The organism is Xenorhabdus doucetiae (assembly GCF_000968195.1).
In the GTDB taxonomy this organism is placed as follows: Bacteria; Pseudomonadota; Gammaproteobacteria; order Enterobacterales; family Enterobacteriaceae; genus Xenorhabdus; species Xenorhabdus doucetiae.
In genome coordinates this window covers 2638039-2663797 of record NZ_FO704550.1, presented here as the reverse complement: position 1 = coordinate 2663797, position 25759 = coordinate 2638039, and the positions used below count along the sequence as shown (strand labels likewise).

The 25759-nt window shown below is 45.3% G+C and carries 25 protein-coding genes; 21 read left to right on the top strand and 4 right to left on the bottom strand.

Annotation, left to right across the window (positions count from 1 at the left end; translation table 11 throughout):
• Positions 1–447 precede the first annotated feature (447 nt).
• Both XDD1_RS11600 and dld read left to right on the top strand, forming a co-directional pair.
• Positions 448–1836 carry an APC family permease gene (locus XDD1_RS11600; protein WP_045971328.1) on the top strand — a complete coding sequence of 463 codons (1389 nt, stop codon included), beginning with the start codon at positions 448–450 and terminating at the stop codon, positions 1834–1836.
• Between the two features lie 332 nt (positions 1837–2168).
• On the top strand, positions 2169–3914 hold the full coding sequence (dld, locus tag XDD1_RS11595; protein WP_045971326.1) for a D-lactate dehydrogenase: 1746 nt from the start codon (positions 2169–2171) through the stop codon (positions 3912–3914).
• Between the two features lie 91 nt (positions 3915–4005).
• Here dld and sbcB read toward each other — a convergent pair whose 3' ends face one another.
• A complete protein-coding gene (gene sbcB / locus XDD1_RS11590) occupies positions 4006–5436 on the bottom strand; it encodes an exodeoxyribonuclease I (protein WP_045971324.1) in 1431 nt (476 codons plus the stop codon).
• Positions 5437–5677: 241 nt separating this feature from the next.
• Here sbcB and tmaR point away from each other — a divergent pair, with 241 nt between their 5' ends.
• The gene (tmaR, locus tag XDD1_RS11585; RefSeq protein ID WP_045971322.1) at positions 5678–5998 is read left to right on the top strand and encodes a PTS system regulator TmaR; all 321 of its coding nucleotides are present in this window, start codon (positions 5678–5680) and stop codon (positions 5996–5998) included.
• 50 nt (positions 5999–6048) lie between these two features.
• Here the strand turns inward: tmaR and XDD1_RS11580 are convergent, their stop codons facing one another.
• Positions 6049–6675 carry an SDR family oxidoreductase gene (locus tag XDD1_RS11580; RefSeq protein WP_045971320.1) on the bottom strand — a complete coding sequence of 209 codons (627 nt, stop codon included), beginning with the start codon at positions 6673–6675 and terminating at the stop codon, positions 6049–6051.
• Between the two features lie 103 nt (positions 6676–6778).
• Entirely contained in the window at positions 6779–9973 is a 3195-nt protein-coding gene (gene rne / locus XDD1_RS11575; protein ID WP_045971318.1) for a ribonuclease E, read from the bottom strand.
• Between the two features lie 557 nt (positions 9974–10530).
• Between rne and rluC the strand changes: the two genes are divergently transcribed.
• Positions 10531–11487, top strand: coding sequence for a 23S rRNA pseudouridine(955/2504/2580) synthase RluC (rluC, locus tag XDD1_RS11570; protein ID WP_045971316.1), 957 nt, complete (start codon positions 10531–10533; stop codon positions 11485–11487).
• On the opposite strand, the gene XDD1_RS11565 is transcribed toward rluC, so the two are convergent.
• The gene (locus XDD1_RS11565; protein WP_045971314.1) at positions 11481–12074 is read right to left on the bottom strand and encodes a Maf family protein; all 594 of its coding nucleotides are present in this window, start codon (positions 12072–12074) and stop codon (positions 11481–11483) included. The two genes, rluC and XDD1_RS11565, sit on opposite strands and share 7 nt — an antisense overlap.
• A 144-nt stretch (positions 12075–12218) precedes the next feature.
• Here XDD1_RS11565 and yceD point away from each other — a divergent pair, with 144 nt between their 5' ends.
• The 17 genes from yceD (at position 12219) to nagZ (ending at position 25757) form a co-directional block, all read left to right on the top strand.
• A complete protein-coding gene (gene yceD / locus XDD1_RS11560; RefSeq protein ID WP_045971312.1) occupies positions 12219–12743 on the top strand; it encodes a 23S rRNA accumulation protein YceD in 525 nt (174 codons plus the stop codon).
• Positions 12744–12755: 12 nt separating this feature from the next.
• Positions 12756–12926 carry a 50S ribosomal protein L32 gene (rpmF, locus tag XDD1_RS11555; RefSeq protein WP_004253223.1) on the top strand — a complete coding sequence of 57 codons (171 nt, stop codon included), beginning with the start codon at positions 12756–12758 and terminating at the stop codon, positions 12924–12926.
• 29 nt (positions 12927–12955) lie between these two features.
• Positions 12956–14008: a phosphate acyltransferase PlsX gene (gene plsX, locus XDD1_RS11550; protein ID WP_071827269.1), complete on the top strand. Its 1053-nt coding sequence runs from the start codon at positions 12956–12958 to the stop codon at positions 14006–14008.
• A gap of 6 nt (positions 14009–14014) precedes the next feature.
• The gene (locus tag XDD1_RS11545; protein WP_045971308.1) at positions 14015–14968 is read left to right on the top strand and encodes a beta-ketoacyl-ACP synthase III; all 954 of its coding nucleotides are present in this window, start codon (positions 14015–14017) and stop codon (positions 14966–14968) included.
• A gap of 18 nt (positions 14969–14986) precedes the next feature.
• The gene (gene fabD, locus XDD1_RS11540) at positions 14987–15916 is read left to right on the top strand and encodes an ACP S-malonyltransferase (protein ID WP_045971306.1); all 930 of its coding nucleotides are present in this window, start codon (positions 14987–14989) and stop codon (positions 15914–15916) included.
• Between the two features lie 11 nt (positions 15917–15927).
• Entirely contained in the window at positions 15928–16662 is a 735-nt protein-coding gene (gene fabG / locus XDD1_RS11535; protein ID WP_045973532.1) for a 3-oxoacyl-ACP reductase FabG, read from the top strand.
• A 150-nt stretch (positions 16663–16812) separates the two neighbouring features.
• A complete protein-coding gene (gene acpP / locus XDD1_RS11530) occupies positions 16813–17049 on the top strand; it encodes an acyl carrier protein (protein WP_012989255.1) in 237 nt (78 codons plus the stop codon).
• Positions 17050–17123: 74 nt separating this feature from the next.
• Entirely contained in the window at positions 17124–18365 is a 1242-nt protein-coding gene (fabF, locus tag XDD1_RS11525) for a beta-ketoacyl-ACP synthase II (protein ID WP_045971304.1), read from the top strand.
• 70 nt (positions 18366–18435) lie between these two features.
• Positions 18436–19263: an aminodeoxychorismate lyase gene (pabC, locus tag XDD1_RS11520; RefSeq protein ID WP_045971301.1), complete on the top strand. Its 828-nt coding sequence runs from the start codon at positions 18436–18438 to the stop codon at positions 19261–19263.
• Between the two features lie 35 nt (positions 19264–19298).
• The gene (mltG, locus tag XDD1_RS11515; RefSeq protein WP_045971299.1) at positions 19299–20324 is read left to right on the top strand and encodes an endolytic transglycosylase MltG; all 1026 of its coding nucleotides are present in this window, start codon (positions 19299–19301) and stop codon (positions 20322–20324) included.
• The gene (gene tmk / locus XDD1_RS11510; RefSeq protein WP_045971297.1) at positions 20321–20977 is read left to right on the top strand and encodes a dTMP kinase; all 657 of its coding nucleotides are present in this window, start codon (positions 20321–20323) and stop codon (positions 20975–20977) included. Before mltG ends, tmk begins: the two co-directional genes overlap by 4 nt.
• Positions 20974–21972: a DNA polymerase III subunit delta' gene (holB, locus tag XDD1_RS11505; protein WP_045971295.1), complete on the top strand. Its 999-nt coding sequence runs from the start codon at positions 20974–20976 to the stop codon at positions 21970–21972. The genes tmk and holB overlap by 4 nt, the downstream gene beginning before the upstream one ends.
• Positions 21973–21985: 13 nt before the next feature.
• A complete protein-coding gene (locus XDD1_RS11500; RefSeq protein WP_045971293.1) occupies positions 21986–22771 on the top strand; it encodes a metal-dependent hydrolase in 786 nt (261 codons plus the stop codon).
• A 53-nt stretch (positions 22772–22824) separates the two neighbouring features.
• Complete coding sequence (gene hinT / locus XDD1_RS11495; RefSeq protein ID WP_045971291.1) at positions 22825–23175, top strand: purine nucleoside phosphoramidase; 351 nt, start codon at positions 22825–22827, stop codon at positions 23173–23175.
• 69 nt (positions 23176–23244) lie between these two features.
• Complete coding sequence (gene lpoB, locus XDD1_RS11490) at positions 23245–23814, top strand: penicillin-binding protein activator LpoB (RefSeq protein ID WP_045971289.1); 570 nt, start codon at positions 23245–23247, stop codon at positions 23812–23814.
• Positions 23798–24691, top strand: a complete 894-nt coding sequence (locus XDD1_RS11485; protein WP_052705692.1) for a phosphotransferase — start codon at positions 23798–23800, stop codon at positions 24689–24691. The genes lpoB and XDD1_RS11485 overlap by 17 nt, the downstream gene beginning before the upstream one ends.
• Positions 24692–24731: 40 nt before the next feature.
• Positions 24732–25757: a beta-N-acetylhexosaminidase gene (gene nagZ, locus XDD1_RS11480; protein ID WP_045971287.1), complete on the top strand. Its 1026-nt coding sequence runs from the start codon at positions 24732–24734 to the stop codon at positions 25755–25757.
• The last annotated feature ends 2 nt before the right edge of the window (positions 25758–25759 follow it).

Genomic DNA, 25759 nt, shown 5'->3' with positions numbered 1-25759 from the left:
AACTTCATAAGGCTCTGTAGTGTCGTAAAAAATAATAAATTTTTAGTGCCATCGCGCTTGCTATTTCTGGACTTGAAGGGCAAAATGCGTGCACTAAAAAATAACTGGTGCGTAAATATGCATCAGTTATTTTTTTTGCTTTGAGTTATTTTTTACAACACCAAGAGGCCGGATTTTGTTCCGGATCGATATTGACCATAAGCAACCATCATTGAAATTGGGTTGCTGTACTGAGGAATGCAAACATGGAGCAATTATTCTCTTTCGCACTTGTGCCAATTGGCGCTCGTTGCTGCAACGATGACTACGGGGCATGTTCCTCTGTCAATTCGCCCTATTCCAATTCTTCTTTCTTTTCTGTTTATAGACAGATGCGAAGTCAGCCCAGTAACTATCGATTAAGTCGTTGTATTAATACCCAGATCGAAGTTATGGGAGATTTCGCTCATGTTGCATAATACCACCACTACTGCTACCGCACTTGGTATTAATCAATCCAGTGCCGACAACCGCGTTCAACTGAGAAGAACATTGACTCTGTTTCAGGTCGTCATGATGGGGCTTGCCTATATGCAGCCAATGACTATTTTTGATACATTTGGCATTGTTTCTGGTTTGACGGGTGGGCATGTCGCGACATCCTATGCTATTGCATTGATCGCGGTTTTATTTACGGCGTTAAGTTATGGAAAATTAGTAAAACGCTTTCCATCGGCGGGTTCTGCTTATACTTACGTACAAAAATCAATGAACCCCCATCTTGGATTTATGGTCGGTTGGTCGTCTCTACTGGACTATCTGTTGATGCCGATGATCAATGTCTTATTGGCAACGATTTATTTACAGGCGCTGTTTCCTGGCATTGATCCGTGGGTCTTTGTGATCATGTTGGCGGTAATTACGACAGCCTTTAATTTGTGTGGCATCAATGTCGTGGCGAATATCAATAGCATCGTTGTGATTGTTCAGATTGCTGTTATGGTGATACTCGTTGGGCTGATGATCCGTGGTGTTCATAATGGTGAAGGTGCGGGAACGTTGCTGAGTATTCAGCCATTTACATCAGAGGAAGCGCAACTCATTCCGATGATTACTGGTGCGACGATACTTTGCTTCTCATTTCTTGGGTTTGATGGTATCAGCTCTTTGTCTGAAGAAACACCCAATGCAGGTAAGGTTGTCCCTAAAGCGATTTTCCTGACCGCACTCATTGGTGGTGTTATCTTCATTGCCGTGTCTTATTTTTTACAACTCTATTTCCCGGATATTTCTCGGTTTAAAAACCCGGATGCTTCTCAGCCAGAAATTATGTTGTATGTTGCTGGCTCGTTATTCCAGTACGTTATTCTCATCTTTTCCAGTGTCACGGTTATGGCTTCCGGTATGGCAGCCCATGCAGGGGTCTCCCGTCTGCTTTACGTGATGGGGCGTGATGGCGTGCTGCCTGAGAAAGTATTTGCTTATGTTCACCCGAAATGGCGTACTCCGGCAATCAATGTCATATTGGTTGGGATTGTTGTTCTTTTAGCAGGTTGTCTGAACTTGGTGACAGCTACCGCATTGATCAATTTCGGTGCATTGGTGGCATTTACTTTTGTCAACTTGTCAGTCATCTCTCAGTTCTATATTCGTGAACGTCGTAACTGTACATTGAAAGACACCTTGAATTTCCTGATCCTGCCACTATTGGGTGCAGCGACAGTCGGGGTTTTGTGGGTGAATCTGGAAGCAAAATCGATGGAATTAGGTTTGATTTGGGCGGGAATTGGTCTTATTTACATGTTCTTCCTGACTCGTAGTTTCCGGCAGCCAATGCCACAGTTCAGTGAGTCATAATCAGCGATAAATTTTAAACTGCGGTTGGTCAGGCCGCAGTTTGAAAATAAAGAATACACTAATACTTTTTTGAAACAGCACCTTTGGGCGCTGTTTCTGTTTAAATGGCATTCCAAAATGATAGGAGTATTCTTTGCCCCGCACACCGCGCGGGGCAAAGAAGCACCACATGTTGAGACGCTCACTATTGTGACAAGATATTTAATTGAATAAAAAAGTGTAGAAATTGTACGAAGATCATCAGAACACATCATATAATAAACAGGCATTTTGCCATACCTGATTTCATCAAGAGCACGTTTGCCCGGCTCCCGTAAGGTAAGAAAACGATTATGAATGATGCTAAAACCCCTCAAAATCAGCAATTCATTGCTACTCTCACCCATATTGTTGGATCTTCCCATATTCTCATTGAACCCCGAAAGACAGAACGTTACCGCAAAGGTTTTCGCTCTGGACAAGGGAATGCCCTTGCGGTTGTTTTTCCGGGGTCATTATTGGATCTGTGGCAAGTATTTAAAGCCTGTGTTGATGCCGATAAAATTATTTTGATGCAGGCAGCCAATACCGGGTTAACGGAAGGTTCTACACCGAGTGGCGATAATTACGACCGCGATATCGTCATTATTAACACCTTACGTATGGATAAAATCCAGATCCTTCAAGCAACGAACCAAGTTATTGCTTTTCCGGGGAGTACCCTATGGCATTTGGAAAAGGTATTGAAACCCTTGGGGCGTGAACCGCATTCCGTGATTGGTTCGTCCTGTATTGGTGCTTCTGTGATTGGGGGAATTTGCAATAACTCAGGCGGTTCTTTGGTGCAGCGTGGGCCAGCTTATACCGAAATGGCACTTTATGGACGTGTCAATGAAAAGGGAGAAGCTGAACTGGTTAACCACTTGGGTATATCGTTGGGTGACCAACCTGAAGATATTTTAGCTTGTCTGGAAGCGCAGCGTTATCGAACCGAAGATATTCAGCACAATGACAAAGTGGCCTCTGATCATGAATATGCACAGCGTGTCCGTGATGTTGATGCTGACACGCCATCGCGGTTCAATGCAGATGAGCGTAGGTTGTTTGAGGCTTCCGGTTGTGCCGGTAAATTAGTTGTTTTTGCCGTCCGTCTTGATACTTTCCCCGCAGAGTCCTCTTCACAAGTTTTCTACATCGGAACCAATCAACCGGATGTACTGACGGAGTTACGCCGTCATATTCTGTCGAATTTCCGCCACTTGCCCGTTGCCGGGGAATATATGCATCGGGATATATTTGATATCGCAGAAATCTATGGGAAAGACACTTTTGTTATGATTGATAAACTCGGTACAGATAAAATGCCGATGTTTTTCAATTTGAAGGGACGGGCAGATACCATATTAGGTAAAGTGCCGTTTTTACCCTTACATCTGACCGATCGTATTATGCAGGGATTGAGCCGCTTATTGCCTTCTCATTTGCCCGCCCGCCTGAAAGTGTACCGGAACCGCTTTGAGCATCACTTGATGCTAAAAATGTCAGGTGAAGGCATTAAAGAGGCGGGTGAATGGTTGGAAAGTTATTTTAAGCAAGCGGATGGAGAATATTTTGCTTGTACTCCAGAAGAAGGTGCAAAAGCATTCTTACACCGTTTTGCCGCCGCAGGGGCTGCTATTCGTTACCAAGCTGTTCACAGTCATGAAGTAGAAGATATTTTGCCATTGGACATTGCCTTGCGCCGTAATGATCGTGAATGGTTTGAAACTTTGCCGGCTGAAATTAACGATGCGCTGGTTCATCGGCTGTATTATGGACACTTTATGTGCCATGTATTCCATCAAGACTATATCGTCAAAAAAGGCACCGATGTTCACGCCCTGAAAATAAAAATGCTGGAAATTTTGAATCAGCGTGGGGCAGAGTATCCTGCTGAACATAACGTCGGTCACTTATATAAAGCCAAACCACAGCTTAAACGTTTTTATCAAATGACTGATCCGACCAACAGCTTAAATCCGGGAATAGGTAAAACTTCCAAGCTGAAACATTGGGCAGGAGAATGTGGCTGCCACACGGTTGAGCATCAACAGGATTAGTTTATTTTCATAATGAAAGCAAAATAGAAAAAGACAACACAGTGCTGGTTGCCTTTTTCTATTATTAAACGAATCTTAGTATCTATTGATTTTACTCGGCTAATTGGACGGCGTAATTAACCAATGCTTTTAACTGACGGCACTTTTCTTCATCAGACTGATATTCAATAAAAAGTGTTTCAATCGTTGCAAGATATTGGCTGATGCTTTCGGGTGTTAACGTATCCTGACGATAACGCAACCAGCGTTGTTGCTCGTCATCATCCAGTGTTGCTGGGTAGTTTCTCGCACGATAGCGGAATAACAATGGCTTAATACGCGCATCCTGGAATGTTAAATCCAGGGCAGGTAAGTTCTGAGGCGACGTTTCCCGAATAATTTCCATTGCCGTTTTATCGGCATCACTGAAAAAACCGCTATAGAGTTTCGTATCGACATTATCCGATTCAGGAAACGCGTCTGGATGAGAAAACAGTTCAACGACTTTTTCTCTGATTTGCGGGTGATTGCGCAGGATAGCCAGATTTTGCTCACATTGGTTGCGGTCTAATCCGACTCGCTCGGCATCTTTCGGCCGTAAGGTATTTTCTGGTGCAATAATTGGGCATTTATTAATATGCACCAGTTTAATCGGGACCGGGCTTTGATCGGGCCGTAATTCATCCCGTCGGGTATACAAGCGTTCGCGTAATTCCTCTGCGCTGAGTTGCAGAAGTGGCGTGATATCACCGGCCAGATCGCACATGATAACCGCATTACGGTTACTCGGATGCCATGCCAAAGGCGCGACAAGGCTAATATTGCTGCGCAGGGTCCCAAACATGCCTGATACATGAACCAGGGGTTTCATTTGTGGGATATCAATTTGATTGCTGACTTTCTGTTTATTTCTTAACTGGAAAAAATAATCAAATAGCTTGGGTTGGGCTTTTTTCACCAATTTGGCCATGGCGATAGTAGCATACACATCCGACATGGCATCATGCGCCTGAGTATGCTCAACATTATTGGCTTTTGTCAGGTGTTCCAGCTTGAAACTCGGTAATCCCTCCTCATTTTCTGGCCAGACAATCCCTTCCGGGCGCAAGGCGTAGCAGGCACGCAATACATCAAGCAAATCCCAGCGGGAATTGCCTTTCTGCCAGCTATAGGCGTAAGGATCGTAAAAGTTACGGTAAAAGATATTACGGCTGACTTCATCATCAAAACGAATGTTATTATAGCCAAGAATACAGGTATTGGGTTTGCTGAACGCTGCATGGATTTGTCGGGCGAACTCCGCTTCGTTGACACCATTTTTCCAGGCTAACTGAGGCGTAATTCCTGTGATCATGACGGCTTCAGGATCGGGAAGATAATCATCAGCGGGAGCACAATACACCACCAAAGGCTCTTCAATGATATTGAAATCACTGTCGGTGCGAACTCCTGCAAATTGTGCGGGGCGATCCAGGGCCGGATGCTTACCAAAGGTTTCATAGTCGTGAAAGTAGAAACTCTGGTTTTCTTTACGGGTATTCAAGGTTGTGTACTCTTCGTTGTCGCCAATTTTAGTATTACTATTTCAGTATTACTACTTCAGTGTTACTACGTGTGCTGTACATGGTAAACCATATTATGACGGATCTGAATGATTGAGTATGGATAGCTTGCCGTGGATTTGATCAATAAATTGTTGAAACTGACTTGTCTATGCGCCACTTGAAATTGTATTGTGTAGTTAGCATAAGAAATTATCGGTCTGATTAAAAAAGGTGTAAAAAATGGACAACACAAATAAACCAACATTCCATAATGTACTGGAATTTGTGCGTATATTTCGTCGCAAAAACAAATTACAGCGCGAAATTGTAGACAATGAGAAAAAGATTCGAGATAACCAAAAACGCGTACTCTTGTTGGATAATCTGGGTGACTACATCAAACCCGGTATGTCGATTGAAGATATCCAAGGCATTATTGCTCATATGCGCAGTGATTATGAAGAACGTGTTGATGAATATATCATCAAAAATGCCGAGCTATCTAAAGAACGCCGTGAGTTATCCAAAAAACTTAAGGCAATGGATGGTGGCGTTAAGTAAATTTTAGTTGCTTAAACAACCACGCCCAATGGCGTGGTTGTTTTTCGGTTTTAATTCCAATGAGGTTTGAGTTCAGGATCGACTAAGGCATAAATTTGGTAGTAAGTTTGCTCATCTTCCGCCATTTGTGCCAATTGCTTTGCCACGTCCTCCCGGCTGACCATGCCATGAATTTCTGCTTGATAACGTTTACAATGTCCGGTGCCGGATTGATCTGTCAGTCCACCGGGGCGGATAATGGTAAAATCCAGTGTGCTGGTTTGCAGGTAACTTTCAGCCAGTGATTTGTGCCTGACCGATTGCCCGAATAATGATTTGGCGCGTGCTGATAATGACTTCCAGCTTTCACCACACCCAATGGAGGTGACTAATAACATGCGGGAAATTTGCGCTTGTTCCAAGGCATCTATTATTGCCATATTCCCATAATGATCGGCATTTCCGCCGCCAATGGTTGAGAATACAACCGGATTTTCTCCCGCCTGTGCAATCGCTTTTTCTATGCTTTCTCTGTCACAAGCATCACCATGTATGACGTTTACTCCGGCCTCACTGAGTTCCTCAGCTTGTTGTACATTACGAATTAAGGCCGTGACAGGCCGGTTTTGTTTTAGGGCAATCGCAGCCAAATGGCGTCCGACACCTTTTCCAGCACCAAAAATGAGCCAAGGTTTCATAGACGGGAAGTCCTCCATAAAATTAACCCGCTTGAATAAACAAGGGTGAATAAAAAATGGCTCCCAATCAGGGAGCCATTTCACCATAAATCACAGCATTCAATTATTCGAATGGCTGTGGCCTAGACATAGCTGAAGTTGCAATACTGGTTGCAGAATGCCCGCCTGCACCGCCTTTGCCTTTAAATGGATAAGCAGGGCGTTGCCATTCAGTGATAATCACTGGCTGATCCACCCTATTTGGTGCCGGTGCCTTCGTCATTGGGGAATAAGCGTGATGATTTTTTTCCACGATAATCGAAGACTCAATAACTTTTGTCTCTTCCGTTTTAACTTCCTCTGCCTTAGCGCATGTTTCCGTTGCGACAGTTGGCTGTTCTTCATGATGTTCCTGTTCAACAACAATTGGCGTCACAATGATGGAATCCACTGTGTGACGTGTTTCTTCAGAATCAGGTGATACTTTATCCGCTAAAACTTCTGACTGATGTTTTTCATCATAGTTGATAACAGATTCTACGCTTTCTAATTCCGGCTCTGCGGGTAACACGATGGAAGCGTTATCAGTTATTTCAGTGTGAGACACTGCTGTCGTTGATGCGGATTCTGTGATTGACGGCACCAGAATCACGTTTTCCTGTGGTACCGGTGCGGTTTTTTCTTCAACCGTTTCGTTAATGACATCAACAGAAACAGGGAGTTCAGACTCAACAACGCTGACAGGCGTTACAGGATAACGAACCCACACTTTACCTGATGCCAGTTCTGGTGATACGACCGCCATTTTCAATGGGACCGGCGATTGTGTCAGATTGCGTTCATCGCGGTAGCGACGGCGACGCTGGCCGCTGACACGCAGGTGACGCGGAGAACGGCGGGAACGGCGCGGCATGGTGTTATCTTGCTGTTCACTGTTTTGTGAGGTAATAGTTTGTGAGGCAATAGGTTGTGATGCAGGTGATTGAGAAACAACCGCTTGGGAAACTGCATTTTGTGGTATTGCAGGTTGGTTAGCCGCTGCAACATCAGTAGCAATAACGACGGGTACAGACGCTTTTACCTCTTTGCCGGCGTTTTCTGCTACCGATTCAGGCAGCACTGCTGGCAAGGCCACAACATTAGCTTCCTGTTTCACTTCGTCAGTGATACGTACTTTTTGCTCAAGCTGACGGCGTTGACGACGAGGCATAACTGGCTGACGCTCTTCAACTTCTTCTTCGACCATCTCAGGTTGAGGGATTGTCTGTTGAGCTTTGGTTTCCAGTTGCTGCTGACGTTTTTCTTCTTGACGACGACGTTGACGTTCAGCTCGCTGTTCACGGCGTTGCTGCTGTGTCTCACGCGCTTCGTTATCCATCGCCGTGCTGTCTTGAACATTGTTTTTCTGCTGGGTATTACGGCCTTTACGCTGTTCATCGCGTTCACGATTGTTGCGTGCATCACTTTCGGTACGTTCGCGGCGTTGGTTCTGGCGGCGAGGGTTGCGACGTTCTGATGGACGGCGATTATCATTGCCAGAAGATTTTTGGCCCCTTTCCTGAGTCTGTTTTTCTTCTTCGCCACTGAACATCTTTTTCAGGGCACTTAAGAACCGACTGAACAAACCGGGTTCTTCTGTTGGCTTCTGGCTAGTCGTTACTGCTTTTTTCTCTTTTGTTTTTGCTTTTACTGCCGCGGGTGCTGCTGCTTCTGCCGGCAGATCAAAAGTGGAAATCGCAGGTTGCTCTGGACGCTTGCGTTCATGTTGAACCTCATCCTGAACATGGGCCATTTCTGCTTCATGCAGTTGTGGCAACAAATAGCTTAAAGCTGAAATTTCTTCGCCTTTACGTACACGTAAAACAGAGAAATGCGGAGATTGCATTTGATCATTTGGCACAATGACAACCCCAACACCGCCCTGACGATGTTCAATCGCGCTGACTGCCTGACGTTTTTCATTCAGTAAGTAAGAAGCAATCTGCACAGGAACAATCGCATGCACCTGATGGGTGTTTTCTTTCAGTGCTTCTTCTTCGATTAAGCGCAGAATGGACAGGGACAGGGATTCGTTGTCACGGATCGTGCCGGTGCCGCTACAACGGGGACAGACATGGTGGCTGGATTCACCCAGAGATGGGCTTAAACGTTGACGCGACATCTCCAGCAAGCCAAAGCGGGAAATCCGGCCGATTTGAATACGGGCGCGATCTTGGCGCACCGCATCACGCAGCCGGTTTTCAACTTCGCGTTGATGGCGTACCGGGGTCATGTCGATGAAATCGATAACAATCAGGCCACCAAGGTCACGCAGGCGCAATTGACGGGCAATTTCATCAGCGGCTTCCAAATTGGTATTAAACGCCGTTTCTTCAATATCACCACCACGGGTTGAACGGGATGAGTTGATATCAATTGCTGTCAAGGCTTCAGTCGTATCAATGACCACAGAGCCGCCGGAAGGCAGACGTACTTCACGTTGGAAGGCGGATTCGATTTGCGACTCTATTTGATAATGGCTGAACAGCGGGACTTCGCCACTGTACAGTTTGATTTTACTGGCAAAATCAGGGCGCCCCAGTGCAGTGATATGCTGGCGTGCCAAATCAAGGATTTTGGGGTTATCAATCAAAATTTCCCCAATGTCCGGGCGCAGGTAGTCACGGAATGCGCGCACGATAACATTGCTTTCCTGATGGATCAGGAAGGGGGCGGGATGATTGTCTGCGGCTTTTTTGATGGCTTCCCAATGTTTCAGGCGGAAGTTCAAATCACCCTGCAAGGCTTCGGCAGATTTGCCTACACCCGCAGTACGCACGATAAGCCCCATTCCTTCTGGGACGTCAAGAGAAGAGAGTGCTTCTTTTAATTCGATACGATCATCACCCTCGATGCGGCGAGAAATTCCGCCTGCCCTTGGGTTATTTGGCATCAGAACCAGATAGCTGCCCGCCAAACTGATAAAAGTGGTTAACGCAGCGCCTTTATTGCCTCGTTCTTCTTTATCAACTTGGACGATAACTTCCTGACCTTCTTTAAGGAGATCCTTAATGTTAGGGCGACCGTGGGCGTGATAATTACTTGGGAAATATTCGCGAGCAATTTCTTTTATGGGCAGGAAACCGTGACGTTCCGCACCGTAATCAACAAAAGCAGCTTCCAGGCTAGGTTCAATTCGTGTAATTTTACCTTTATAGATATTTGCCTTTTTCTGCTCATGTCCAGGGCTTTCAATATCCAAATCATAAAGACGTTGCCCGTCAACAAGAGCAACACGCAACTCTTCCTGCTGGGTTGCGTTGATTAACATTCTTTTCATTCTAACTTACTCATTATTTTTTACATTAATATAGAGCTGCGAGTAAAAAAGAGGTGAGCTATCTGGTTACCGATGACCTCGTGTCTTTTACAAAACCGCCAGCCTCACGGCTATCGTCTGTATAGAGGCGCCTATTTGTCGGCGAGCCTGAATTTCATTTGAACACAGTACTCTTTATTGGGATGCTGTAATAAATTGGTACAGATTTTACCCAATCCAGTTAAGCTGCCACCCGCAGCCCATAAATTGTTTGATCAAACATTACGTCTTACGCCATTGCTGCGTTTTTGCCCGATCAAACAGACAACAAACAATTTCAATCTTGCCATTCATAGTTTAGTAAACCGTGGCCAGAAAGCATTATTCCATTGCTATTGGGGTGATAGCAAGGTGACTTTATCGCTTTGCGGGTTTTTTATTAGGAAATAGTGATAAGTTGTTAATCTTTAGTCTTTATCCTAAGACACTTGCAATAATGAAATAGGAAAAATGAATGTTATTTAGACATATTTAAAAATGAGTAGCGCTCTGTTTGTTGGATTATTAGAATCTTGCCCATGAAAATAAATAATCAAGTTGTACAGTTTGTCACGATTGATGACGATGAGGCGGGCCAGCGAGTGGATAATTTTTTGCTGGCCCGTTTAAAAGGTGTACCTAAGAGCATGATCTATCGGATCTTGCGTAAAGGTGAAGTTCGAGTCAACAAAGGAAGAATCAAGCCTGAATATAAATTGGCAGCCGGTGATGTCATCAGAATCCCGCCGGTGAGAGTCGCAGAAAAGCAAGAAACCCCGGTTTCTGCCAAGCTGGATAAGGTTGCTGCGCTGGCGGAGTGTATTTTGTATGAAGATGACCATATTTTAGTCATCAACAAACCGTCGGGAACCGCCGTGCATGGGGGCAGCGGTCTGAGTTTTGGCGTGATAGAAGGGTTACGGGCTTTGCGTCCTGAAGCGCGTTTCCTTGAGCTGGTGCATCGGCTTGACCGCGATACATCGGGCGTTTTGTTGATTGCGAAAAAACGTTCTGCACTGCGGGCATTGCATGAACAATTACGCTTGAAGCAGATGCAGAAAGACTATTTGGCGTTAGTGCGCGGGCAATGGCAATCCCACTGTAAAGTCGTAGAAGCCCCCTTGTTGAAAAATATCCTGCAAAGTGGGGAAAGGGTGGTTAAAGTTAGCCAAGAAGGCAAACCGTCTGAAACCCGTTTCAAAGTTGAAGAACGATATGCGTTTGCGACCTTGGTGCGGGCAAGCCCGGTGACGGGGCGAACCCACCAAATCCGCGTGCATACTTTACATGCCGGTCATCCCATTGCGTTTGACGATCGTTATGGCGATAGCGCATTTGATGCACAGCTTGCAGATACAGGGCTTAACCGATTGTTTTTACATGCCAGTTCATTAAAATTTACCCATCCATCCACGGGGGAAACGTTACGTTTCGAAGCCCCAATGGATGATAGGTTGCGGAATTGTTTAAAGATACTGCGGCATAGTCATCATTGAGAACATACCGTCAGTGGGTTTATCCCCTGACGGATAAGCATTTCTGTCAAAGTGATGAGTGGTAAGCCGATAAGTGTGTTCGGATCTTTGCCATTGAGTTTTTCAAATAATGTAATGCCTAAGCCTTCACTTTTGAAGCTGCCGGCGCAATTGAAGGGCTGTTCTTTGTTGAGATAATGAATAATTTCTGTTTCGCTAAGATCTCTGAAATAGACATGAAATAGTTCGCAACGCGTATCAACCACGTTGGTTTTGCTATTAAGTAACGTAATGCCGGTATAAAAAGTGATACATTTTCCACTGGCTTTTTTCAATTGTAAGAGAGCGTTCTCAAAGTTATGGGGTTTGCCGGTAATTTTGCCATCTAAAACACAAATTTGATCTGACGCTATAATTAGATGGCTAGAACATTCACACTGTAATGCACTGGCTTTTGCCTGTGACAATCGCATGACTAATTGTTTTGGGCTTTCATTTTCCAGCGGGCTTTCATCAATATTGGGGGAAACACAAGTAAAAGGTAACCCCAATTTTTTTAACAATAGGCGGCGATATTCAGAAGTTGATGATAAAACAATCGGAAGCATCATTTTTCCATAAAATACGTAGAGAAATATTTGCAGGCATTTTAAACTATACGCCGCTTAATAAGCGAATATTTGACGGAAAGGTGCAGATGTTTGGCCTTTTTCTTTGACTATGTCTCATTACAAAGATAATATGCGCGCCTTATGCAGAAGGTAAAATTACCCCTGACCATTGATGTGCTTCGAGCCGCCCAAAAAAGATTGGATTACCACGGTAGCTACTCTGCTGGGCAGGTTTCTCGTATTGCAGAATCTGTGGTCAGTGTGGATGGTGATGTAGATAGCTCATTATCATTTCAAATTGATAATCAGCGTCTGGCAGTTGTAAAGGGGCATTCCGATGTGGATGTTACGCTTGCGTGCCAGCGTTGTGGCAGTAATTTCAGTCATCATGTTCACACAACGTATTGTTTTAGCCCGATCGTCAATGATGAGCAGGCTGAGGCATTACCGGAAGAGTATGAGCCAATAAACGTTAACGAATTTGGCGAAATAGATTTGCTGGCAATGATTGAAGATGAAATAATTCTCTCTCTGCCGGTGATTCCGGTACATGATTCTGAACACTGTGAAGTGTCCGACGCGGACATGGTATTTGGTGTACTGCCTCCTGAAGCAGAAAAACCAAACCCATTTGCCGTATTAGCCAGTTTAAAGAAAAGTACTTAAGGAGTAAGGTCAATGGCCGTACAACAGAATAAACCAACTCGTTCTAAGCGTGGTATGCGTCGTTCTCATGACGCACTGACTGCAACACTTGTCTCTGTAGACAAAACTTCTGGTGAAACTCACCTGCGTCATCACGTGACTGCTGATGGCTACTACCGTGGCCGCAAGGTAATCAACAAGTAATCTCAGCTAATCATTAGCAAGTTGATATCTTGGCTAATCTAACCTTAGCGTTAGATGCTATGGGCGGGGACTTTGGTCCTCGCGTCACGGTGCCTGCTGCATTGCAGGCACTGGCATCTAATCCACAATTGAAGCTATTGTTGGTCGGTAATCCCGAAACCATCTTTCCTCTGCTTGCAAACCAAAATGCCGAGCTGCTTAGCCGTTTGCAAATTGTCCCTGCGGAACATGTCGTTTCCAGCGATGCAAGGCCATCTCAGGCTATTCGTTCCAGTCACGGTACTTCAATGCGTATCGCACTCGACTTAGTTAAGTCCGGCGAAGCGCAGGCTTGTGTCAGTGCGGGAAATACCGGTGCGTTGATGGGATTGGCTAAAATGATGCTGAAATCCATTGAAGGCATTGAACGGCCTGCATTAATGACAGTGATACCTAATCTAAAACAGCAGAAAACCGTTGTATTAGATTTAGGCGCTAACATTAATTGTAATAGCAGCATGTTAGTTCAGTTTGCGATTATGGGTGCTGTGATGGCAGAGTATGTTGCGGGTGTGGATAATCCACGTGTTGCGCTACTCAATATCGGGGAAGAGGAATCCAAGGGGCTGGATAATATCCGCGAAGCCGCTATAACCTTGCGCAATGCCCCGGCGATTAATTACATCGGGTATGTGGAAGGCAATGAGTTACTGACGGGGAAAACGGATGTGCTCGTATGTGACGGCTTCGCAGGTAATGTTACGCTAAAGACAATGGAAGGTGCGATCAGGGTGTTTTTATCTCTGATAAAGTCACCGGATGGTCAGCAGAAAAAATCATCTTGGTTGATGAAACTATTCAAGATGAAGATATTCAAAAAATGGTTGCTAAGACAGGTAACCAAGCGGTTTGGCCATCTAAACCCTGACCAGTATAACGGGGCAACGTTATTAGGGTTGCGCGGCATCGTGATAAAAAGTCACGGTGCCGCCAATGAACGCGCTTTTAAGGCTGCAATTGATCAAGCCATTCAAGCTATAGAGAAGCAGGTTCCTGACAGAATCGCTGCCCGGCTGGATGCAGTATTACCCAAGAGTGAATAAGCATAAATGTATACAACGATCTTAGGTACGGGCAGTTATTTGCCTGCGCAGGTGCGTACTAACGCAGATTTAGAAAAAATGGTAGATACGTCTGACGAGTGGATTGTCACTCGGACGGGCATTCGTGAACGCCGCATTGCTGCGGCAGATGAAAATGTTGCCATTTTGGGTTTCAAAGCGGCTGAAAAAGCGATTGAAATGGCTGGCATCGATAAAGCACAAATTGACTTAATCGTTGTCGCCACAACCAGTTCAACCCACGCTTTCCCTAGTGCGGCCTGCCAAATTCAGCAATTGTTGGGGATTCCAGGTGTTGCCGCTTTTGATGTTGCAGCCGCCTGTGCTGGCTTTACTTACGCGTTGAGCGTGGTAGACAAATTTATTAAAACAGGCGCAGCTAAACATGCCCTGGTGATCGGTTCTGATATTATTTCAAGAGTTGTCGATCCTAAAGATCGCAGTACAGTGATCCTTTTCGGCGATGGGGCGGGAGCTATGGTTGTCGGGGCGTCAGAGGAACCGGGTATCCTATCCACACATCTTCATGCTGATGGGCGTTATGGTGATTTATTGTCATTGCCTCATCAAAGCCGAGTGAAGTGTGATACACCAGAATATGTGACGATGGCGGGTAATGAAGTCTTTAAAGTGGCTGTCCGTGAATTAGCGAATATTGTTGAGGAAACATTAGAAGCCAATAACATACCTCACTCTCAGCTTGATTGGCTCGTCCCTCATCAGGCGAATTTGCGTATTATTTCGGCAACCGCCAAAAAATTAGATATGACAATGGATAAAGTGGTTGTGACGCTGGATCGTCATGGCAACACCTCGGCAGCATCGGTTCCGACAGCATTCGATGAAGCGGTACGCGATGGAAGAATCCAACGCGGCCAACTTATTTTACTTGAAGCATTTGGCGGTGGCTTTACCTGGGGCTCAGCGCTGGTACGTTTTTAATTCAACAGGAAAATAAACATGTCTGATTTTGCAATGGTGTTTCCCGGTCAAGGTTCTCAATCTCTGGGTATGTTGGCTGATTTAGCCGCAGAATTTCCACAGGTTGAACAGACGTTCGCAGAGGCCTCTGCGGTTTTGGGATATGATTTATGGACATTAGTTCAGCAAGGGCCTGTAGAAGAACTGAACAAGACTTGGAAAACTCAGCCTGCTCTGCTGGCAGCGTCGGTGGCAATTTGGCGTGTATGGCAGGAAAAAGGGGGCAAGGCTCCTTCCATCATGGCAGGTCATAGTCTTGGCGAATATTCTGCGCTGGTCTGTGCGGGGGTGATTGAATTCCAGCAAGCCATTAAACTGGTTGAATTGCGTGGGAAGTTGATGCAGGAAGCTGTCCCCGAAGGGCAGGGAGCAATGTATGCCATTATTGGTTTAGATAATGAATCCATTGCAAAGGCATGTGAAGAGTCAGCACAAGGTCAGATTGTTTCACCGGTTAATTTTAACTCACCTGGGCAGGTTGTTATCGCAGGTGAGAAAGAGGCGGTAGAGCGTGCGGGAGCGGCATGTAAAGCCGCGGGTGCCAAACGCGCGTTGCCGTTATCTGTCAGTGTGCCTTCGCACTGCGCACTGATGATGTCCGCAGCCGAGCAATTGGCGGCCGCACTGCAAAAAGTTGTGTTTAATCAGCCACAATTTCCTGTCGTGAATAACGTCGATGTAAAAGTAGAAGAATCTGCCGATGCTATTCGAGACGCCTTGGTTCGTCAGTTGTATAATCCGGTTCGTTGGACAGAATCAGTGGAATATATTGCTGAACAGGGAATTGAACAACTGTTAGAGATCGGACCAGGTAAGGTACTCACCGGGCTAACGAAACGTATTGTTGATACTTTAAGTGCTGTCGCAGTAAATGATGTATCATCACTCACAGTTGCTCTGAATAAATGACTGAGGAAAACATGAGCTTTGATGGAAAAATTGCACTGGTCACTGGCGCCAGCCGTGGCATAGGTCGCGCGATTGCAGAATTATTGGTTGAACGTGGTGCGCGTGTTGTTGGCACTGCAACCAGTGAGAAGGGAGCTGAAGCGATCAGTGCCTTCCTGGGTGATAAAGGCAAAGGTTTTGTACTGAATGTCACAGATTCAGAATCCATTGAAAATGCACTATCGAATATTCGTGCTGAATTTGGTGAAATAGACATTTTAGTTAATAATGCAGGCATCACTCGTGATAACTTGTTGATGCGCATGAAAGATGACGAGTGGCAAGATATTATTGACACGAATCTTTCTTCGATTTTTCGTCTGTCAAAAGCAGTAATGCGTTCTATGATGAAAAAACGTTATGGACGTATTATTTCCATCGGCTCTGTTGTTGGAACGATGGGAAATGCAGGGCAGGCGAATTACACGGCAGCGAAAGCAGGAGTTATTGGTTTTAGTAAATCATTGGCTCGTGAAGTCGCTTCCCGTGGCATCACTGTCAACGTTGTTGCACCGGGTTTTATCGAAACGGATATGACCAGAGCGTTGACAGACGAACAACGTGCGGGCATTGCTGCTGGAATACCTGCCAATCGTCTTGGTGATGCAAAAGAAATTGCCAGTGCTGTAGCGTTTCTTGCTTCTGACGAGGCCGCTTACATCACGGGTGAAACATTACATGTCAATGGTGGCATGTACATGATCTAAAAATGAGCGAACCCCCTGTTTTTGATGTGTTTTTTGTGCAAAAAAAGCAGATTGTGGTTCGACCAGCCGGGATTTGGTTGCATCTTTTCCTGTATTTTATAAACTACGAAAACCATCGCAGAAGCGAGTTTTGATAGGAAATTTAATAGTATGAGCACTATCGACGAACGCGTTAAGAAAATCATCGTTGAACAACTGGGTGTTAAAGAGGAAGAAGTTGTGAACACAGCTTCATTTGTTGATGACTTGGGCGCTGATTCTCTTGACACAGTTGAACTGGTAATGGCTCTGGAAGAAGAGTTCGATATCGAGATCCCAGACGAAGAAGCTGAAAAAATCACTACAGTTCAGGCTGCTATTGACTACGTTGAAAACGCAGGTAAATAAGCACACATACCTAGGCGGTCATTCGACCGCCTATGTTTTTCGTCCTAAATTTTTTCCCTCCCTGGAGGATAACCGTGTCTAAGCGTCGAGTAGTCGTGACCGGACTAGGCATGTTATCTCCTGTCGGCAATACAGTAGAGTCTTCCTGGAACGCTGTGTGTGCCGGACAGAGTGGTATCGGCCTTATCGAACATTTTGACACCGCGAACCATGCAACTAAGTTTGCAGGTGTGGTGAAGAATTTTAATCATGAAGACTTCAATATTTCGCGCAAAGAAGCACGGAAGATGGATCTCTTCATTCAATATGGTATTGCTGCGGGCAAACAAGCTATTGAAGACGCAGGAATCGAAGTAACAGAAGCCAATGCTAGCCGCTTTGGTGCTGCTATTGGTTCTGGTATTGGTGGCTTGGGTCTGATTGAAGAAAATCACAGTACATTATTATCGGCAGGGCCTCGCAAGGTCAGCCCATTCTTTGTACCTTCAACCATTATTAATATGGTGGCAGGCCATTTGAGCATCCTCTATGGTTTGCGTGGTCCGAGCATTTCCATTGCAACAGCCTGTACTTCTGGTGTACACAATATCGGCCATGCCGCTCGCATCATTGCCTATAATGACGCTGACATTATGCTGGCTGGTGGGGCAGAAAAAGCGAGTACTGAGTTTGGGGTTGCCGGATTCGGGGCTGCACGTGCATTATCAACCCGTAATGATGATCCGCAAGCTGCAAGTCGTCCTTGGGATAAAGATCGTGATGGTTTTGTGCTGGGCGATGGTGCAGGTGTTGTTGTACTTGAAGAGTATGAACACGCGAAAAGACGTGGCGCAAAAATCTATGCGGAAGTGGTTGGCTTTGGCATGAGCAGCGATGCTTACCATATGACATCACCGCCTGAAGATGGCGCAGGTGCTGCTTTAGCAATGCAAAATGCCCTAAAAGATGCGGGAATCTCACCAGAGCAAGTGGGATATATCAATGCTCATGGTACTTCAACACCCGTTGGCGATATTGCAGAAGCTCGTGCAGTGGAGTATGTTTTTGGTGAGGGCACTAAGGTATTGGTGAGTTCAACCAAGTCAATGACAGGCCACTTGTTGGGAGCAGCAGGAGCAGTTGAATCTATTTTCACGATCCTTTCTCTGCGTGATCAGATTGTTCCTCCAACCATTAACTTGGAGAATCAAGATGAGAATTGTCGTTTCGATTTAGTTCCAGGTAAAGCACGTAAAGTTGAAGGAATGGAATACGCACTGTGTAACTCTTTTGGTTTCGGTGGCACCAATGGGTCATTGATTTTCCGCAAGATCTAAACTCACTTTATGTTTATAAAAAGCCTCAACATTTGTTGGGGCTTTTTTATCAAAAATTGGGGAAACTAACATGACGTATTGGATTAATGGTCATCAGTGCGATGACTTACCTGTTAATGATCGTGCTGTACAATTTGGTGACGGCTGTTTTACCACAATAAGAGTTGAGCAGGGGTTACCCGCCTTGCTACCTTTGCACATAAAGCGGTTACAGAGAGGTGTTGAGAAACTCTTTATGCCAACACGGGATTGGCCTCAACTTGAGACTCACATTAAGCAGGTAGCGAAAGGGTGTGAATTGGGTGTGTTGAAAGTCATTCTTTCCAGAGGTGCGGGAGGTCGTGGCTACAGTTTTGATGATACGATTGAGCCGACACAGATCGTATCTTTAAGTTCGTATCCTGAACGGTATATTACTCAGCGTCAAAAAGGGGTTTCATTGTCCCTAAGTCCTATTTCGATGGGAATTAATCCCTATCTGGCGGGCATTAAACACTTAAATCGTTTGGAGCAGGTTCTGATCAAACGGTTCATTGACCAAACCAAAGTCGATGAAGCTCTGGTACTCGATAGTAATGGCCTATTGGCTGAATGCTGTACTGCCAATATTTTCTGGCGAAAAGGAAAAAATGTTTATACGCCAGATCTCAGTCAGTGTGGTGTCGAAGGTGTCATGCGACACAAAATAATCGGATTGTTGGCGGAAAGTGATTATCACTTATCATGTGTCATGCGCTATCCTGAGGTTCTGGCTCATGCAGATGAAGTGTTTATTTGTAATTCCTTAATGCCAGTGATGCCAGTAAATCAAATTCAAGCGCATAAAAACCAATCTGTGTGGGAATATCAATCAAGAGAATTGTGTGAATATTTATTACCTGAATGTTTGAAACCTTAGTGAGTATTCAGAAGCACAAATAAAGTGATGATCGAATGAAACTAAAAAAGCGCATTTTTATCCTGCCCGGATTGATTATCGCGATTGCTGTGATCCTATTTTTTTCTTTTATGAAGAAAATAGAAAACTTTGCTGATCAAGATATTCATCTTAGCCAAGAACTTATATTTACTGTGCCGGCGGGAACGGGACGCGCTGGGCTGGAAGTCTTACTGACTCAGCATAAATTAATTGAAGATAACCAATTACTGTCATGGTTATTTCGCCTTGAACCGGAACTGGCGAAGTTTAAGGCCGGAACTTACCGCTTGCAGAAAGGCATGTCCTTAAGGGCTGTCCTGCAACTGTTTGCCAGTGGCAAAGAAGCTCAGTTTGCCATTCGCTTTGTGGAAGGTAGTCGTCTTTCTGATTGGTCAAAAACATTGCAGAATGCGCCCTATTTAAAGCATGAAACAGAAAGCAAAACGCCGAAAGCGCTGCTTGATATTTTAGGGATGAAAGAGGGAGAGTCACTGGAAGGTTGGTTTTATCCTGATACCTACCTGTATACCGCAGGCACAAGTGACCTGGAATTACTCAAACGAGCCCATGACAAAATGAAAATGGTAGTCGGGCAGGCGTGGGAAAACCGGGAGAAGAACCTGCCTTATAAAAGTGCCTATGAAATGTTGATCATGGCCTCTATCATTGAAAAAGAGACAGCAATTGAGTCTGAACGCACCAAAGTTGCCTCTGTATTCGTCAATCGTCTACGGTTAAAGATGAGATTGCAAACTGATCCGACGGTGATTTATGGATTGGGTGATAAATATACGGGAACAATTTTCCGCAGCAACCTTAACACATTCACCGCCTACAACACTTATATGATTGATGGATTACCACCTACCCCCATCGCTATGCCGGGTTTGGCTTCAATTAAGGCAGCAGCGCACCCCGCTGTGACACAATACTTATATTTTGTCGCCAATGGTGATGGGGGCCATACATTCACCACCAATCTGACAGAACATAATAAAGCAGTCAGTTTTTATCGCCAAAGGTTAAAACAGGATAAATGAACAGCAAATTTATTGTAATTGAAGGGCTTGAGGGCGCGGGAAAAACAACAGCAATCCAAACAGTGGTTGAAACCTTGAAACAGTCTGGGATTGCTGATGTGGTACTGACCCGTGAACCCGGCGGAACGCCGTTGGCAGAAAAATTACGTGAGCTGATTAAACAAGACGTTAAAGGAGAATCACTGACAGATAAAGCTGAGCTACTGATGTTATATGCTGCCAGAGTCCAATTGGTGGAAAATATTATCAAGCCAGCCTTGTCAAAGGGAACTTGGGTTGTGGGTGATCGCCATGATCTCTCTTCTCAGGCCTATCAGGGAGGAGGCAGGGGTATCGATCAGCACTTGATGGCGTCATTACGTGAAGCTGCATTGGGTGATTTTTATCCGGATTTAACGCTCTATCTTGATTTACCGCCGGAAATCGGCTTACAACGCGCTCTCGAGCGCGGTGAATTGGATCGGATTGAAAAAGAGTCTTTGGACTTCTTCCACCGTACCCGTGCAAGGTATCTTGAACTGGTGGCGAAAGATGGCAGTATCAAACAGATTGATGCAACTCAACCTCTGGAAAAAGTGCAGGATGATATTCGCCATACCCTACTTGATTGGTTAAAACAACATGGGTCAAAAGAACAGGAAATTCAGGCATGAACTGGTATCCGTGGCTCAATCATCCGTATCGTCAATTAGTTGAACTCCATCAACAGGGACGTGGGCATCATGCTATTTTGTTTCATGCTCATACGGGAATGGGAGCCGATGCTTTATTGTATGGCTTGAGTCGCTGGTTAATGTGCCAGAATAAACAGGGGACGAAAAGCTGTGGCAAATGCCACGGCTGCCATTTAATGTTGGCGGAAACGCACTCTGACTGGCACGTCCTTTCCCCTGAGAAGGGCAAAAATACCATAGGGGTAGACGCAGTACGCCAGCTCAGTGAGAAGCTCTATGAATATTCTCAGCAGGGAGGCGCCAAAATTGCTTGGATCACCTCCGCAGAATCCCTGACTGATGCGGCTTCTAATGCCTTGTTGAAGACCCTGGAAGAACCCCCAAAAAACACCTACTTTCTGTTGCAGTGCCAGAGTCCGGTCAATTTGCTGGCAACACTACGCAGCCGCTGTTTTTACTATTTTATTCCCGTGCCTGAATTTTCAGTCGGGCTTTATTGGCTACAAAAACAGCTTCCCGCGATCGCCTCGTTGGATGCACAAACCGCATTAAAACTCTCTCAAGGTGCGCCACTGGCAGCAGAACAATTGCTCCAGACTGAAAAATGGCAGCAGAGAAACACGTTTTGCCAAGCGATTGAACAGGCATTACGTAAATGTGATACCCTGTCACTTTTGCCATTGCTAAATCGTGATGATGTACAGCAATCTTTGCATTGGTTGATCAGTTTATTGTCCGATGCAGTGAAATGGCGGCGGCAGGCACAGAATTACTGTGTTAACCAAGATCAACAAGTGTTGATTCATTATCTGGCTTCCAGCCAAAGTGTGGAAACATTATTAAATTCCGTTGATGATTGGGTACATTGTCGTCATCAATTATTCTCTGTGGTGGGCGTCAATCGGGAATTGTTGCTAACGGAACAATTACTCAATTGGGAAAGGCAGCTTTGTCCTGCCCAGTCACTTATTTAGATACGAGCATATTATGTTTTTAGTTGATTCGCATTGTCATCTCGATTGCCTTGATTATGAAACACTGCACAAAAGTGTCGATGATGTTGTGGCGAAAGCGGCCGAGCGGGACGTGAAATATCTGTTAGCCGTAGCAACCACATTGCCTGGTTTCCGGCAAATGAAGAATTTGATTGGTAAGCGGGAAAATGTCGCCTATTCCTGCGGTATCCACCCATTGAATTTGGATGAAGGCTACGATTTCGAAGAGCTTGCCCGTCTGGCAGCGGATGAAGATGTTGTCGCCATGGGGGAAACGGGACTGGATTATTATTATCAGAAAGAGAATGCTGAGCTCCAGAGAACTGCATTTCGTGAACATATTCGCATTGGCCGTGAACTCAATAAACCAGTGATTGTGCATACCCGTGAAGCAAGAGACGATACGTTGATGGTTTTGCGGGAAGAAAAAGTCCAGGATTGTGGTGGCGTGTTGCACTGTTTCACTGAAGATAAAGAGACGGCAAGAGCTTTATTGGATCTGGGTTTTTATATCTCTTTTTCCGGCATTGTCACTTTTCGTAATGCTGAACAGATCCGCGAAGCGGCAAAATTTGTGCCACTGGATCGCATACTGGTAGAAACTGACTCACCTTATCTGGCACCGGTTCCCCATCGTGGTAAACAGAATCAGCCGGCTTATGTCCGTGATGTGGCTGAATATATGGCTGTATTGAAAGGGGTCAGCATTGATGAACTGGCGGCGGTGACGACAAGAAATTTTTGTGAACTGTTTCATATCGATATTAACGCAAACTAAGTTAACCCTATCACACGTTATTTTTAGGTATCACAACCAAAAGGAGAAGTAAGATGGCTGAAGAAACGATTTTTAGTAAAATCATCCGCCGGGAAATTCCTTCTGATATTATTTATCAGGATGATTTGGTCACCGCATTCCGCGATATTTCCCCTCAGGCACCCACCCATGTTTTGATCATCCCTAATGTCTTGATTCCAACGGTGAATGATGTGACCGCTGATCATGAGCTTGCTTTGGGGCGTCTGTTTACCGTAGCCGCTAAAATTGCGAAAGAAGAAGGCATTGCAGAAGATGGCTACCGTTTGATCATGAACTGTAATCATCATTCAGGACAGGAAGTCTTCCATATCCACATGCATTTGGTGGGTGGCCGTCCATTGGGGCCGCTATTAGCAAAATAATAAACCGGCAGAATAACTTAACTTATGAGTATCGGTACAAGGTAGCGATGTAACTGGAGTCGATTATTAATGAAAAGAATTCTCTTTGTTATGTTATCAGCAATATTGCTGGCGAGCTGTGTAGCGCCAGAAATTCAGCAGCCTGCTCCTGTTACACCGGCGGAGCCAGAGAAAAAACCGGAGCCGTCGGTAAGGCCATCAGAAAAAGTACCCCAACCGCCTAAAATTCAGTCTATTGATTGGCAGAGTATTGTTCAGCCATTAGTTGATCAGATGGTTAATGCTCATGGTGTGGAAGCGGGAAAAGTGCTGCTTGTTGATTCTGTTAAGAACAACACGAATGGTTCATTGCGCACCCTGAAAGCTACTGATGCGCTCATGAGTGCAATCAGTAATAAACAGGCTTTTCAGGTTGTACCGAAATCCCAAGTTCATGTTGCCAGACAGGCACTGGGTTTATCCGCGGAAGATAGCTTGGGGTTGCGCAGTAAATCTATTGGCTTGGCCCGTTATTTAAATGCCGATTACGTTCTCTATTCCGTCGTCGCCAATAATCAGGGGCAGCGTGATCTGGAAATGCAGTTAATGCTGGTTAAAACTGGCGAGATACTCTGGTCAGGCCGTGGCGACGTTAACTAACGATAACGCTTTGCTCAGAGTATTGTGTCAGTTGTGGCCTGGTATTCCGGCAGGATCTTGGGAAATCAGGCCATTAACGGGTCTGACACAGGGAAGTTACTTTATTACCTATAATGATATTACCCATAATGATATTACGAATGATGTGCGTCAGATGGTTGGACGCACACCAACATCGCAGGGTGAAACGCTCGGCGTGGATCGTCAACGAGAAAATCAGATCTTGCGTCGGTTATCTTCCACAGGCATTGCGCCCAAGGTTATCGCCATGCACGGAATCTGGTTATTGCTTGAGTGGCTCACCGGCACAACAGTGAAACCGGGTACATTGGGTCAGCCCGCTTTGCAGCAATCACTGGCTCAAACACTGGCTATTCTTCATAGCCGTCCACTATTGGGTTATCCCCTGCAATTAAAAAAACAAATGGCCTTTCAGTGGCAGCAGATTGACAGAAAACGCCTGTCTCCTCGTTGGCTTCGCCTGCATAAATTTTTTATGGCAACCAGAATGCCTACTGCGTTAAAGGTCGCTCCGGCGCACATGGATGTTCACCCCGATAATCTGTTAATGACCGAAGAAGGGCTAAAATTAATTGATTGGGAGTATGCTGCGGATGTCGATATCGGCTTATCACTGGCTGTACTGTTCAAGGGAAATCAATGGGATGAGATGCAGCAAAAAACGTTTCTGAATTATTATTGTACCCAGACATCAGGCTATTCACATCTCCCACTATTGCAGCGACAAATTCAGCGATGGGAGCCGTGGGTCAGTTATATGATGCTGATGTGGTATGAAGTGCGCTGGCAGCAGACAAAAGAACAACAATTTTTATTGCTGGCGCATCCTTTGCGTCAGGCTTTTAAACTGCCGTAATGAATAAAATGGCAATCAATAAACAGAAGTGAGGAAGGCTATGGGGCCAGTAATGTTAGATGTTGTTGGCTATGAACTGGATAACGAAGAGCGCGAAATTCTACAGCATCCCTTAGTGGGTGGTTTAATTTTGTTTACCCGCAACTTCCACGATACACAGCAGTTACGTGAATTAGTTCGCCAAATTCGCGCCGCTTCCCGCCACCGTCTGGTGATTGCGGTTGATCAAGAAGGCGGGCGTGTTCAGCGTTTTCACGAGGGATTTACGCGTTTACCCGCCGCACAATCTTTTGCTGGTGTCCATGACATGCGTATGGGAGCCCATCTGGCAGAAGAGTCGGGTTGGCTGATGGCTTCGGAAATGATCGCCATGGATATCGATATCAGCTTTGCGCCGGTATTGGATTTGGGGCATAAATGCACCGCAATTGGTGAACGTTCATTCCATGAAGAGCCTGAACCTGCGATGGTGATGGCAGAAAAATTTATCAAGGGCATGCATTCTGCGGGTATGCGCTCGACGGGGAAACATTTTCCGGGACATGGGGCAGTGACGGCGGATTCCCATAAAGAAACGCCAAGGGATAACCGTTCCCTGGATGCCATTAACTGCCATGATATGGTGATTTTCCGCGATTTCATCCAGCGTAATTTGCTGGATGCCATTATGCCTGCCCATGTTATTTATCCTCAGGTAGATCACCGCCCTGCCAGTGGCTCACCCTATTGGTTGAAATCCATACTTCGAGAGCAATTAGGCTTTGAAGGCGTTATTTTTTCCGATGATTTATCGATGGAAGGTGCAGCGGTGATGGGCAGTTATGCTGAACGGGCGAAAGCCTCACTGGATGCCGGCTGTGACATGATTTTGGTGTGCAACCATCGGGAAGGCGCGGTCAGCGTGCTGGATAACCTTCCGCTGATTGATTCACCCAAAGTCAAGCGGTTATACCATCAAGGAAAACAGTTCAGTTTGGAAGAATTACAGAAATCTGCACGTTGGCAAAAGGCGAATCAGGCATTACATGATTTGTGCGAAAAATGGTTAAGCTGTGAACAGCCTTAAGA

Coding starts and splice junctions, on each gene's coding strand:
- XDD1_RS11600 (WP_045971328.1), top strand. CDS start 448: ATGTTGCATAATACCACCACTACTGCTACCGCACTTGGTATTAATCAA.
- dld (WP_045971326.1), top strand. CDS start 2,169: ATGAATGATGCTAAAACCCCTCAAAATCAGCAATTCATTGCTACTCTC.
- tmaR (WP_045971322.1), top strand. CDS start 5,678: ATGGACAACACAAATAAACCAACATTCCATAATGTACTGGAATTTGTG.
- XDD1_RS11580 (WP_045971320.1), bottom strand. CDS start 6,675: ATGAAACCTTGGCTCATTTTTGGTGCTGGAAAAGGTGTCGGACGCCAT.
- rne (WP_045971318.1), bottom strand. CDS start 9,973: ATGAAAAGAATGTTAATCAACGCAACCCAGCAGGAAGAGTTGCGTGTT.
- rluC (WP_045971316.1), top strand. CDS start 10,531: ATGAAAATAAATAATCAAGTTGTACAGTTTGTCACGATTGATGACGAT.
- XDD1_RS11565 (WP_045971314.1), bottom strand. CDS start 12,074: ATGCTTCCGATTGTTTTATCATCAACTTCTGAATATCGCCGCCTATTG.
- yceD (WP_045971312.1), top strand. CDS start 12,219: ATGCAGAAGGTAAAATTACCCCTGACCATTGATGTGCTTCGAGCCGCC.
- rpmF (WP_004253223.1), top strand. CDS start 12,756: ATGGCCGTACAACAGAATAAACCAACTCGTTCTAAGCGTGGTATGCGT.
- XDD1_RS11545 (WP_045971308.1), top strand. CDS start 14,015: ATGTATACAACGATCTTAGGTACGGGCAGTTATTTGCCTGCGCAGGTG.
- fabD (WP_045971306.1), top strand. CDS start 14,987: ATGTCTGATTTTGCAATGGTGTTTCCCGGTCAAGGTTCTCAATCTCTG.
- fabG (WP_045973532.1), top strand. CDS start 15,928: ATGAGCTTTGATGGAAAAATTGCACTGGTCACTGGCGCCAGCCGTGGC.
- acpP (WP_012989255.1), top strand. CDS start 16,813: ATGAGCACTATCGACGAACGCGTTAAGAAAATCATCGTTGAACAACTG.
- pabC (WP_045971301.1), top strand. CDS start 18,436: ATGACGTATTGGATTAATGGTCATCAGTGCGATGACTTACCTGTTAAT.
- mltG (WP_045971299.1), top strand. CDS start 19,299: ATGAAACTAAAAAAGCGCATTTTTATCCTGCCCGGATTGATTATCGCG.
- tmk (WP_045971297.1), top strand. CDS start 20,321: ATGAACAGCAAATTTATTGTAATTGAAGGGCTTGAGGGCGCGGGAAAA.
- holB (WP_045971295.1), top strand. CDS start 20,974: ATGAACTGGTATCCGTGGCTCAATCATCCGTATCGTCAATTAGTTGAA.
- XDD1_RS11500 (WP_045971293.1), top strand. CDS start 21,986: ATGTTTTTAGTTGATTCGCATTGTCATCTCGATTGCCTTGATTATGAA.
- hinT (WP_045971291.1), top strand. CDS start 22,825: ATGGCTGAAGAAACGATTTTTAGTAAAATCATCCGCCGGGAAATTCCT.
- lpoB (WP_045971289.1), top strand. CDS start 23,245: ATGAAAAGAATTCTCTTTGTTATGTTATCAGCAATATTGCTGGCGAGC.
- nagZ (WP_045971287.1), top strand. CDS start 24,732: ATGGGGCCAGTAATGTTAGATGTTGTTGGCTATGAACTGGATAACGAA.